This is a genomic window from Pedobacter hiemivivus (genome assembly GCF_005144565.1).
In the GTDB taxonomy this organism is placed as follows: Bacteria; Bacteroidota; Bacteroidia; order Sphingobacteriales; family Sphingobacteriaceae; genus Pedobacter; species Pedobacter hiemivivus.
The window spans coordinates 50,529-63,214 of sequence record NZ_SWDX01000012.1; the positions used below are offsets into that span (position 1 = coordinate 50,529).

7 protein-coding genes are annotated in these 12,686 nt (G+C 39.1%); 2 read left to right on the top strand and 5 right to left on the bottom strand.

What is annotated here, in order from left to right; translation table 11 throughout:
• Positions 1–152 precede the first annotated feature (152 nt).
• The gene (locus FBD94_RS22650; RefSeq protein WP_225874702.1) at positions 153–743 is read left to right on the top strand and encodes a helix-turn-helix transcriptional regulator; all 591 of its coding nucleotides are present in this window, start codon (positions 153–155) and stop codon (positions 741–743) included.
• 166 nt (positions 744–909) lie between these two features.
• Here FBD94_RS22650 and FBD94_RS22655 read toward each other — a convergent pair whose 3' ends face one another.
• The 3 genes from FBD94_RS22655 to FBD94_RS22665 are packed head-to-tail and all read right to left on the bottom strand — an operon-like array spanning position 910 to position 5,841.
• Positions 910–3,222 (bottom strand): FAD-dependent oxidoreductase, encoded by a 2,313-nt coding sequence (locus FBD94_RS22655; RefSeq protein ID WP_394347797.1) that lies wholly within the window; start codon positions 3,220–3,222, stop codon positions 910–912.
• A gap of 6 nt (positions 3,223–3,228) precedes the next feature.
• The gene (locus FBD94_RS22660) at positions 3,229–4,911 is read right to left on the bottom strand and encodes a sodium:solute symporter family transporter (protein WP_136881904.1); all 1,683 of its coding nucleotides are present in this window, start codon (positions 4,909–4,911) and stop codon (positions 3,229–3,231) included.
• Positions 4,912–4,920: 9 nt separating this feature from the next.
• Positions 4,921–5,841 carry a DUF4886 domain-containing protein gene (locus FBD94_RS22665; protein WP_131608945.1) on the bottom strand — a complete coding sequence of 307 codons (921 nt, stop codon included), beginning with the start codon at positions 5,839–5,841 and terminating at the stop codon, positions 4,921–4,923.
• Between the two features lie 405 nt (positions 5,842–6,246).
• Here FBD94_RS22665 and FBD94_RS22670 point away from each other — a divergent pair, with 405 nt between their 5' ends.
• Complete coding sequence (locus FBD94_RS22670) at positions 6,247–7,296, top strand: GntR family transcriptional regulator (RefSeq protein ID WP_131608947.1); 1,050 nt, start codon at positions 6,247–6,249, stop codon at positions 7,294–7,296.
• A 285-nt stretch (positions 7,297–7,581) separates the two neighbouring features.
• Here the strand turns inward: FBD94_RS22670 and FBD94_RS22675 are convergent, their stop codons facing one another.
• Both FBD94_RS22675 and FBD94_RS22680 read right to left on the bottom strand, forming a co-directional pair.
• Positions 7,582–10,245, bottom strand: a complete 2,664-nt coding sequence (locus tag FBD94_RS22675) for a valine--tRNA ligase (protein WP_136881905.1) — start codon at positions 10,243–10,245, stop codon at positions 7,582–7,584.
• A 259-nt stretch (positions 10,246–10,504) separates the two neighbouring features.
• A complete protein-coding gene (locus tag FBD94_RS22680; protein WP_136881906.1) occupies positions 10,505–12,667 on the bottom strand; it encodes a S9 family peptidase in 2,163 nt (720 codons plus the stop codon).
• Positions 12,668–12,686 lie beyond the last annotated feature (19 nt).

A 12,686-nucleotide genomic window follows, 5' to 3' on the forward strand; every position in this document is an offset into this window, starting at 1 on the left:
GATTTATTTATACAAATAATAAGAGATTACAATACCGTGCATGGAGAAATTATAATTCCTGATATTCTTATAAGTTCAGCAAAGTTAGTACTTTTGCTAATAAAACAACTAAACACTTGTTTTATTAGATTATGAAGACAAATCGTTTTTTAATGTTACTGAAGACCCGTGGCGCTTTAACTTCCGCAGCTATTTCTAAAGAACTGGGAATCACTAGCGAAGGAGCCAGACTTCAATTACTTAAGCTTACGGAAGAAGGTTTAATCCAATCTACGCATGAATCTAAGGGAGTTGGCAGACCCACCCAATACTTCAGTTTAACAGAGCTTGGCAACAAGGGTTTTCCGGATACGCACGCAGAACTTACGGTGAAATTGATTCAGCAAATTAAAGAAACCTTGGGAGAAGATGCGCTCCAAACGGTCATATCAGCTGGCGAGCAAAAAGCCAAGCAACGATACAGTCAACAATTGCAACAATCCACTACTTTAGAAGAAAGAATACAACAGCTCGTAAACATCCGTACAGTGGAAGGTTATATGGCTGAATACATCAAGGATGAAAAGGGCTATCTATTAATTGAAAACCATTGTCCCATTTGCGCAGCGGCACAAATTTGTCAGGGCTTTTGTACTTCGGAACTTAATACGTTTAAGTTTGTACTGGGAGAAGAGGTCAACATTACCAGAGTGAATCATATTATTGCGGGGGATAGGCGTTGCGCATATAGGATTCAAAATTAGCCATTCTGTTCAGAGTCTGGAACTGCGAAGCACTCTTGAGGACACAGTCCAATAAGTACTCCCGAAAAATCTTTTGCCTGAAGAAGGCAAAAGTTCCTAGGTCTCTTCACAGAAGGCAAATTTTGTCGATAGCATGATGCTTAAATATCGTGCTTAAGTATGATGTTTAATGGCACCTTACTGAGAATAATGCTGCTGGTGTATTTTGAGATGGATGTGCCAGGTTTATAGTAATACTGTCGGTATACACTGCCTGATCGAGAACAATGGTGTTCTTGGTCTGATAATTATCCTTCTTAGTATATATAAGGTTTCCATTACCATCTTTAATCTCGTAATTTCTTACACAAAAAGGCATAACATTTTCCGGATGGCCCATCAGTACCGACTCCATCGGATGGTCATAATCCGTATCAAAAAACAGTTCAATGGTGCTTATTTTTTGTTCCTTGTCCCATTTTAGGTTTATGGATGGCTGAGCATCGGCTAATGTAGCAACCCATGCATTAGGTGCTGTCGTAGGTCGGTAAACTCCTGTTTTGATATTTTCGGCAGTGAATTTAGAAAGTCCTGGTTCTACCTGAATGGCTAGGTTATGTCCTTCTGGTCTGCGCTGTGGGCACCAAAACTCAAATTCGTCAACACCAATATCTTCCGCTGGGGTTTGCTTGCCATAGTTAGACACGGCTTTATTCACGAGGTTAAATACAGAAAGGACTCCAGTAATACGATGTTCTGAATGATAGATTTTTACCGATGGATTTTTGTGTAATACCATAAACACATATGCATCTTCGGCTAATGCTGCAGAAAACTCAATACTTAAAGAGTTCTCGCCCGGTACAATCGCCAATACTTGCTGCTCTAGTACCACATCCGGTGTATAATTTCCAGATTTTCCGCTAATGCGTAGTTCGATATCAAGTGTGGTATCCACAGCCGATTCTACATGTAAAGTAACCTTAGGAACCTTACCTTTGTCCAAAGGAAGCATTTGTGCAACGGACACATCCAAGGTTTTCAGTATATCCAAAGGTAATTCAGTTAAAACATATTCACTAGATGCAGATATTTCAGCAGATTGTACAAGATCCTCTTGATCTGCCAATTCAAGTCCAGGAATATGCTGACCAGTTTTCAACAATTCCTTTTGCAGATCTTCCATCAGGTTTTTAGGCAATAAGTCGGCGGGGTTTGCTTTATGCTTATTGGCAATAAATGCAGCCATACCAACTGCCTGACCTACATGAGCTGCCGTAGCCATTACCCTGGTTGATGCAAATGCCACATGTGAAGCACTGATAATCCGTCCACCAAAGAAAAGATTCTTTATGTTTCTGCTATATAAGCAACGGTATGGGATTTGATAAATGCCTTTACTATGCCATTGATTACAGCCTGGTTTTTCACTAAACACACCATCAGCAGGGTGGAGATCTATAGACCAACCCCCAAATGCAACCGCATCTGTATGGGTATTTTGGGATACAATATCTTGCTGACGGAGCATATAATCTCCTTCAAATCGACGGCTCTCTCGTTTCCCGGGAATAGTGCCTACCCATTCCAATGTCATCGTTTCCGCTTCAGGAAACTCACCTGAGTTTTTGATGTAATCCCATACACCATACACTACTCTCCAAAGTTCCCACTTAATTTTTTCGGTATCATGTACAGTATCTAATCTTCCACCATATTCTAGCCACCATAATTTACAACCAAATTCCTTGGCATTAAAACTTTTAAAACGTGGAATTTCCTTCGTAATGTCTTTCAATGCAAAATCAGGTGCCACAAATTTTACGGGCTTACCTGTATCTTTACTATAGAAATAAAGACTGTGCCCCAATAGTTCGCCGTACTCAACACTTGGTGCAAATTTCTCACCAAACTCCTCTTTACTTTCGGCGCCCATCCTAAAGGCTGCTCCAGCTAAAAAGCCAACAATTCCATCTCCAGATGCATCGCAAAACAAAGGTGCGTCAATGATATATTCAATTGAATTTTGACTACAAAATGCTTTTACAGATGAAATAGTATCCTTATCTGATTTATGAACCTCATAAACAACTGTATTCAATAAAAGTGTAATATTGGGCTCAGCAGCTATCTTATCCAGTAATATGGTATCAAAAATCAAAGCATTACCTTCTTTATTTCGATAAGTATTCTCTACCAGAATTTCATCAACAACCCCACCTTCCCTACTCCATCTATTATTATTCCCCATGTGCGAGGTAGCGCCAAGGATCCATAATCTCACTTCGCTGGATGAGTTACCACCTAAAACGGGGCGATCTTGCACAAGAACAACTTTGAGGCCTTTACGCGCGGCAGTAATTGCGGTACAAACGCCAGACAATCCACCTCCAACAACTAAAAACGCGGTACTTAATTTTTCAGACACCAAGCTACGGGCATCTGTTCCTTCTGATTTTATCATAGTAAATGTTTGGGTGACCCCAGTAATGTTATATATCTTCTATTAAATTTTCTTCTTAAAACTTGCTCTTAACGGAATCCAGGCACTCAGTAAAATTATGGTCGCAATAACGGCCACCATAGTCGTTCCCTTAGTGGTAAAAGCGCAAAGAATGTATAGCAGCAAGGCGATAAAAGCCAATGAAAATGCGATGACTTGTAAACCGAACTTATTTTGTCTTTTAATCTCTGCCACCTCTTCTTCATCAACTTCTGGCACATTTGCAGCACGAAAGGCTTTGAGCTCCTGTAATTGCAAATATTCCGCACTTATTTTCCCTTTGTATGCGGCATACAGTTCATAAATTACCAACAGGATAAAAGGGAGCAACACACCAAGTAGCATTTCACTTGCACGACTGAGTTTATAGTCAAGCACAAGTGGCAATACGATTTTGAAGCATAAATTAACCGCTAGACTGACCATGGTAATCGTAATAGTTGCTTTACCTGTAATGCGTTTAGAAAACAACGCCCATATTGGTGGAGCCAATAACGGTCCGCCTGTAATGGCGCCTACACTTAATGTAAACTCGACAATTCCACCTATATAGGGTACGATTAATGCGATTACAATCATACCAAAACCAAAGCACCATGATGAGGTACGGGCAATCTTCATCAGCTTTTCATCCGATGCCTGCGGGTTTATTGTTCCTTTATAAATGTCATTTGTAAAAACTGCAGACACCACATTTAAAGCTGTATTTGCTGATGCCGAAGTTGAGAAATACATCCCTGTCAGGATCAAGCCCATCAATCCTGCTGGCAGCACTTGCTTGCATACCATTAAATAAGCATTTTCAGTTTCTAAACCTGTTAGGCCCGGATTAATAGTTTGGTAAATCATTGGGGGTAGCATCCACAATACCGGACTTACAATGTATAATCCAGCAAATAGAAATGCCACTTTAGATGCGGACTTTGGGGTATCAACACTCGTATAACGCTGCACAAAAGTCCAGTTCCCACCGATATAAAAGATATGGTAAAGTGCAAAAGCACCGATAAAGCCCCAGGTATACTCCCCATTAACGACGTTAAAGAAATCATCGGGTACTTTAGTCAAAAATGTTTGTACGCCTCCAGCTTCTGTAAAGGCTAAAGGAATGATCAAAAGAACGGCTGCTGTAAGTATTACAAATTGTAAAATATCAGTCACCATAACTGCCCATAAACCACCCACTGCGGTATAAGCAATCATAAGTATGCCTAAAATGAGGGTAACAGGTACCAATGGAAACTCCAAAGATGAGCCCACCAACTTAGCTACCGAATACAATACTGATCCTTTGATAAATAGCGAGACCAGCATAAAAATATAAATAAAGCTTTTTTGTACGTGTGCACCCAATCTGTCTTTTATAAATTCGGCTGCCGTCAGGCTTCCCGTTGCCTTCCACTTTGGCGCAATGTATAAGCCTGTTATTAATCCTCCAATACACATGGTCCATTGAATAGTAACGGCCACCCAGCCGTATTTATAGGCAATAGATCCCCATGCTACAAAAGTACCTGCAGAGAAAAAACTCATGAAAAGGGATAAGCCACCGATAAACCAGGGCACCGCCTCACCACCCGCGAAGAATGATTTCAGGTTTCTCCCCGTTCTGGAAAACAGCAAACCTATAATCATAATAAACACTGAAAAAACGACGATAACCGAGGTATCTATTATTGAATTCATGCGAATGGTTTATTTACTTGTGTTTAAATTTTTAATTGTTTTTTCTGCTACTGTTTTTAAATAGACAGCAAAATCCGCTGGGACATTTTTAGGCACATACTCAATTTTTGACGGAGATTCGTTAAATAAGATTGCATACCAAATTAATCCCCCCAGGTATCTTCCTGCTTCATTGGCATGATTTGGGTCAAATACAATTTTCTTATCTTTCCAGTAATAACCCATGTTAATAGAATTTTCTTGGTTAGGAAGGTTGGGATACACCGGATTTTCATAATCAAAAGCAGGATCCTTTTTAAAACCAAAAACCTTATCTGATGCTACGGCATAAAAGGCATCCCCAACAGGCATAATTTTCGCATTCAACTGTTTGGCCAGGGCATGATAAGCCGCCCTTGATTTCTCCCACATTTCAGTCTGATTTTTAGCCAGCTGATTTGGCGCCACTCGACCAAATTTTAAAGCATCACTTCTATAGGCCCAGGTTTGATGGATAATAATCCTGGCATTTGGTTGAATCTTTTTAATGTAATCGTATAGTTTTTGAGCATAGGGATTGTAGCTTTCCTTATCCGCGGATAGATAAGAAGCCTGTTGAAGCGTAACCACATCCCAGGTACCCGCCGATAAAAGCATACGCAAGGACTTATTACCTTTATAAGGCTTCCCTTTAGGATCTTCAGGATTGGCTTCTGCGGCCTCAACGTATCCCCAATGCTGCTCTAAAGAATGACCGGCTAATTCTGCTCTGCCCACAATGAGTTCTGTGCCCTTTTCCTTTGCAAAATTGGATAAATACGCCGACGCATTTTGAGAAAAACTATTGCCAATAATAAATAGCCTTAAACTTTTAGGACTGGTTTGCCCAAACGATAAACCAGTGATTAGGCTTAAAAGAAGAAGTAAAACGGAGGTTTTAATGTATTTCATTTGTTAGTGTTTTTATATTTCATACTATAATTGCTTTCTGTAGATCAGTTTATCAATGCCCCTCTGATTAGGATTTGAATCTGAACAGGTAGTGCGGGAATATATAAGTATGTAATGCCCGATTTTTTGGATGATAACACATCGCTCATATTTGGTTTGGTCTGGTTTGGTTTAACAGTCATAACAAAAATATAAATTAATCTTAGTTTTCAAACATTATTTATCTTTTATTATCACAACATCCCTGTCAAGAAACAGAATTCAAAAACTAAACAATTAAAATTCAATAATTTAACAAACAAAAATCTTCAATAAAAATATTCAACACCCGCGCTTGGTTTGGTTTGGTATGGATTGTGTTTTCTCAAAAATATCAGTTAGTTTTGCAACGCAACAAAAAAATATATGCCTCAAAATTCAAAATCTAAAATTGAAAAACAAAGTATAGAGACCGATTCCCCCCCTGTTTCTACACATAGAATGAAGTATTTGCAGTTAGCAGAATATATTAACCATCTCATTGAAATAGACGAACTCAAAATTAACGACAGACTCCCTTCTTTAAATCAATTAATTGAAAAATTAAAAATCAGTAAGGAAACTGCGTTAAAAGGCCTCAGTCATTTATCTGAAAAAGGGATTATTGAAGCCGAATACCGAAAAGGCTATTATGTAAAGAAAAAGGCCCAATATCAGCCCTATCGAATATGTCTGATCCTTGATAAAATGAATGTCTTAAGAGATCGGGTATACCAGTCTTTTTTAGAAAAGATTAAAGGTCAGGCAGATGTAGACGTATATTTTCATCATCATAATTTTAAGGTATTCGAAAAACTTGTGGATGAGAATTTACCCAATTACACTCATTTTGTAATCACAACATTCTTACAAGGCAACACTACCGAAGTGCTCAATCGCATTCCCTCACAAAAAAGAATCATACTGGATTATGAAGAGAAAAATCTAACCGGAGATTACACCTGCATTTATCAGGATTATAAAACAGATATTCAGGAATCGCTGACGGAACTCCTTCCCCAGCTAGAGAAATACTCGAGATTAGTTTTAATTGCACCATTAGAAGCATTTCATGCCAAAGAGGTAATAAATGGATTTGAGACTTTCTGTAAGTTAACTCGTAAAAAACATATCATTTACAACACCGTGGATGAACCAAACTGTAAAAATGGCGACGCTTACATCACATTCAGCAGATATGATCAGGATGATATTTCCATTATTAAGCTGGCACGTAAAAATCAATGGACACTAGGAAAAGATATCGGTCTGATTTCTTACAATGATACGGCGGTAAAAGAAATATTGGAAAACGGAATTACTGTAATCAGTACAGATTTCAACAAAATGGGAGAAGAAGCAGCTAAAGCTATTCTGACAGGAACCACGGTTGCAATGCGAGATCCCGCAAAAGTGATCTTAAGGAATTCTCTGTAACGCTCAAAATAAAGGCAAAATAAACCGTTCTATTCTAAGGCTGGCATCTTTTGCTGAAGGGCAAAAGCGCATGAGGCCTTTTCATAGAAGGTATATTTTGTTTTAAAATACTGCATAAAAAAAAGCATGATGCCTATAGACATCATGCTTTTTTTTATTTTCATTGCTTTGCTTGAAATAAAATATACCTTCTCAGACAAGACCTAGCCGCTCTTTGCTCCCCTTCAGGAGCCGAAGAGATGCCAGACTTGGAGGAGAATGGTTTATTTTACCTTTATTTTTCACTTAACTCAAAGCAGCCAAGCTCTCTTCAATAATTTTGATTTTCCCTTCAGCGTCAGCCTGTTTGTTTCTTTCGTTTTGGATAATTTCAGGCTTGGCATTCTGCACAAAGCGCTCATTACTCAACTTAGCGTTAACAGACTTCAAGAAACCTTGCAGGTAAATAAGCTCCTCGTTTAAGCGGGCTATTTCTACATCAGCATCAATGGCTTCATTCAAATGAATAAAGAACTCATCATTACCTACCATGAAACTTACAGCTCCTGGGATTTTATCATTTACAAACTCAACCTGGTTGATATTAACCAATTTGAAAACGATATTTAACCACTTTTCGTAGTCAAGCGTAGAATTTACTTTAATAGCCAAAGGCAAAGCCTCTTTTGGAGAGATTTGCTGGGTATTTCTTACGTTTCTAATCTCCCCTACTAAAGTTTTAATCACTTCTACTTCTTTAAGTAAAGTTGCATCAGCACTTCCAACTACAGGATAGTTTGCCACAATACAACATTCCATTTCCCCTCTTTCGCCAAACAGCTCATCATGCCACAATTCTTCTGTTAGGAAAGGCATAAATGGATGCAATAAGGTTAATATCTTTTCGAAGAAGCCTGCAGTTGCTTTTAGCGTATCCGCATCAACAGGCTGCTGATAAGCTGGCTTAACCATTTCCAGGTACCAGGCACAGAAATCATCCCATACCAGCTTGTAAGTCGCCATTAAAGCTTCAGATAAACGGTATTGCTTAAAGTTATCTTCTATTTCAGCAAGCGCTTCATTAAAGCGGTTCTCAAACCACAATATGGCCTGCTTATTTGGATTTTCTAGATTAGCATCTACTTCCCATCCTTTTACCAGGCGGAATGCATTCCATATTTTGTTGGCGAAATTACGTCCTTGCTCACAGTAGCTTTCATCAAACATCAAGTCGTTTCCAGCAGGAGAGCACAACAACATCCCTACCCTCACACCATCAGCACCATACTTTTCAATCAACCCAATTGGATCAGGAGAGTTACCTAAGGACTTAGACATCTTACGTCCAAGCTTATCTCTTACGATACCAGTTAAGTATACATTGGTAAATGGCTTCTGACCTCTAAACTCATGCCCTGCCATGATCATCCTTGCAACCCAGAAGAATAAAATCTCTGGTGCAGTAACTAAATCATTCGTTGGGTAATAATAATTGATATCTGGATTATCAGGATTTTTAAAACCATCAAATACAGATATTGGCCATAGCCAAGAAGAGAACCAGGTATCCATCACATCAGGATCCTGTTTTACAAATGGCGCAAGCTGGCTTTTGCAACCTGCAGCTTCTTCAGCAGTAAAGTTTCCATCAGGATCTTTAAGCTTCAAGAGCTCAACCAAAGCTTCGTCCTTAGTTTTAGCAACAACCCAATTACCTTGATTGTCGTACCAAGCTGGAATTTGCTGTCCCCACCAAAGTTGGCGACTGATATTCCAATCACGAACATTCTCCATCCAATGACGGTAGGTATTTACAAACTTTTCAGGGATTAGCTTTACATCGCCATTTAAAACATCCTCTAAAGCAGGTTTAGCCATCTGGTCCATTTTGCAGAACCATTGCATAGACAATTTAGGCTCAATAGCCGCATCCGTACGCTCAGAAAAACCAACCTGAGATTTATAATCTTCAACCTTTTCTAAATGACTTGCTTCGTCTAATAGCTTAGCAATCTTTTTTCTAGCGATAAAACGATCCTCGCCAACTAAAATAACGGCAAGCTCATTCAGCGTACCATCGTCATTTAAAATATCTATAACTGGCAGTTTATGCTTTAAACCCAATTCATAATCGTTAAGATCATGTGCCGGTGTAACTTTTAGACATCCAGTACCAAAATCCATAGTTACATATTCGTCCTCAATAATCGGAATTTCACGATTGATTAAAGGAACAAATACCTTTTTACCTTTCAGGTGTGTATAGCGTTCGTCATTTGGATTGATACAAATTGCCGCATCAGCCATGATGGTTTCCGGACGTGTAGTGGCAATAGTAACAAAGTCATCACTTCCTGAAACAGTATATTTGATGTAATATAATTTCTGGTTTACTTCCTTACGGATTACTTCTTCATCAGAAACAGAAGTTTTACCTGCCGGATCCCAGTTCACCATACGGATACCTCTATAAATCCAGCCTTTTTTATACAAGTGGATAAAGCTGTCAATAACCGCATCAGACAAATCATCCTCCATGGTAAAGCGCGTACGGTCCCAGTCGCAACTTGCTCCTAGTTTTTTCAACTGATCCAGGATAATACCACCGTATTTCTCTTTCCACTCCCAGGCGTACTTCAAAAACTCTTCGCGGCTAATATCCGCTTTATTGATTCCTCTTTCTTTAAGCATGGCTACTACCTTAGCTTCTGTAGCAATAGAAGCGTGGTCAGTACCCGGTACCCAGCAAGCATTTTTACCCTGCATACGAGCTTTACGGATCAATACATCCTGAATGGTGTTGTTCAGCATATGGCCCATGTGCAAGACCCCAGTGACATTTGGTGGCGGGATTACAATTGTATAAGGCTCACGCTCATCTGGCTCAGAGTGAAAAAACTTCTTCGAAAGCCAGTAACTATACCATTTATCTTCTGTCGATGCCGGATCGTATTTTGTAGAAATGCTCATTATTTTGAAAGTATCAGATTTTGAAGGCGTAAAATTAAGGAAAAAAATACAGATGCTGTTCGCTTCCTCAAATCTTTTGCTGAAGGGCAAAATCTTTGCATGTCAGCTCAGAGCACTGAATTTTTTTAGAAAAAGAAAGGGGGCAGTACTTTTATACTGCCCCCTTTACCTCTAGTGAATAAAAAATTACCTTCTCTGAAGAGCCTAGGAACTTTTGCCTTCCTTCAAGGCAAAAGATTCCAGCGATTGAAGAGATAGGTTATTTTTTCCCCTTTAAATAAACCTCAAAATAATCCGTTACCTTTTGATATAAGTGCACACGGTCCTTGCCCATTACATTGTGCTCATGACCAGGATAAATCATATAATCAACCTGCACACCTTTATCAACGGCGTGCTTCACAAAATCAACTGAATGTTGCTGTACAACTACAGGATCTTGTTGGCCATGGATTAACATCAACTTTCCTTTCAGCTGATCAACTTTGTTGCTCAGATAAGTAGCCGCGTAACCTTCAGGATTTTCCTGTGGCGTATCCATATAACGTTCAGTATACATGATTTCATAGAACTGCCAGTTAATCACTGGACCACCTGCTACTGCAGCTTTAAAAACTCCCGGATGTGTTAACATGAAATCAGTGGTTGCAAAACCGCCAAAACTCCAGCCAAATAAACCCATATTAGCTGAATCTACATAAGGTTGACTTTTTAAGTAATCAACAGCAGTCATCATATCTTCCATTTGTACATCACCTGCACGACGGAACATAGACTGTTCAAAAGCCTTACCTCGGTTATCGCTACCCCTTACATCAATTGTAAGCACTACATAACCATTTTGAGCCATATATCTCGACCAGTAGTCGCCAGCACCGCCGTTCCAGCCATTGGTAATCAATTGCGCATGCGGGCCGCCATACCAATAAACAACCACAGGATACTTTTTATTCGCATCATAATTTACCGGTTTGTACAAATTCATGTACAGCTCATCACCCGATTTACTTTTAATGGTGAAAATTGAACCATTTGCCGTTGCATAAGCAGCTAAAGGGTTAGCAGCTTTTAACAATTCCTTAGTTTTTAAAGTAGCCGTTTCAACCAGTTGAATCACCTTTGGATCGTTAGGCGTGCTATAACTATCAATTACGGTATTTCCAGAGGCACTTACCTGTGCATTGTGCACTGCAAACCCTTGTGTAATTCTCCTGGTTTTACCAGATTTCACATTCAACACATATAGATTTCTTGTGATTGGCGACTCCTCTGTCGACACATAAAACAATTGATCACCTTTCGCATCAAAATTTTTCACATCCAACACTTCCCAAGGTCCTTTAGTCAATTGTTTTAACAGCTTTCCTGCCGAACTATATAAATACAAATGATTCCAGCCATCTCTATTGCTTTGCCAGATAAATTTCGAAGGATCATTTTTTAAGAATAACATAGGGACCAATGGCTCCACATATTTCTCATCTTTTTCTTCAAACAAAGTCTTCACAAAATCACCAGTTACCGCATCATATTGATTTAGCTTCATGTGGTTTTGTCCACGGTTCAATACTGCTATATAAACATATTTATCATCTGGACTCCAGGCAATATTAGTTAAATACTGCTCAACAGGCTCACCAGTTTTTATGTAAACTACATTCTTCGTTTCAGCGTTGTAAACCCCTAGCGTTACCTGGTGACTTTTATCGCCAGCCATAGGATACTTGATGTTCACATTCTGAGCCGGTCTTGTAGTCCAATCGATAATCGGATAATCCGTAACCATGCTCTGGTCCATTCTGTAAAAAGCAAGTAGCTTACCGCTATTGCTCCAAAAAATTCCTTTGCTAATACCAAATTCTTCCCTATGTACAGATGAAGCATATACAATATCCTTGCTACCATCCGTAGTCACCTGCTTTTTGTCTGCACCTTTAGCTACAAACAGATTAAAATTATCAAGGTAAGCAACATAACCTGCTTTACTTTCCTCAACATTAGCCATCCCCATTAACGACTTATCAACAAGTGCTTCTACTGTATTTTTAACCGGATCAAGCGCTACTTTGCTACCATTAAGGTTTAAAATCCAATTCGTACCCTGATTAAATTGAATCATAGGCAGCACTTTTAAAGTATCTTGTTGTGCTGCCCTTAGTTTTTGGTTTAGCAAACTTAAAGTCAAAAATGATTGATCTTCTTTAGTTTTAGCATTGCCACTTAACCAAACCGGAGTATTACCAACACGTTTGGCATATACATAATCCTCAGTTCCGTAAATAAATTGAATTTGAGATAAGTTTTCGGGCGCAAGTACGGTCCGGGCATTGCTCATCGCATCCTGCATGGTCAATTGTTTATTTTGGGCAAAACCACAAAAAGCAATTGATACCAGGTGGATCAGCAGAATCAGTTTCTTCATTCGTATAAAAAATTAGTTT

Coding starts and splice junctions, on each gene's coding strand:
- FBD94_RS22675 (WP_136881905.1), bottom strand. CDS start 10,245: ATGAGCATTTCTACAAAATACGATCCGGCATCGACAGAAGATAAATGG.
- FBD94_RS22670 (WP_131608947.1), top strand. CDS start 6,247: ATGCCTCAAAATTCAAAATCTAAAATTGAAAAACAAAGTATAGAGACC.
- FBD94_RS22665 (WP_131608945.1), bottom strand. CDS start 5,841: ATGAAATACATTAAAACCTCCGTTTTACTTCTTCTTTTAAGCCTAATC.
- FBD94_RS22660 (WP_136881904.1), bottom strand. CDS start 4,911: ATGAATTCAATAATAGATACCTCGGTTATCGTCGTTTTTTCAGTGTTT.
- FBD94_RS22650 (WP_225874702.1), top strand. CDS start 153: ATGTTACTGAAGACCCGTGGCGCTTTAACTTCCGCAGCTATTTCTAAA.
- FBD94_RS22680 (WP_136881906.1), bottom strand. CDS start 12,667: ATGAAGAAACTGATTCTGCTGATCCACCTGGTATCAATTGCTTTTTGT.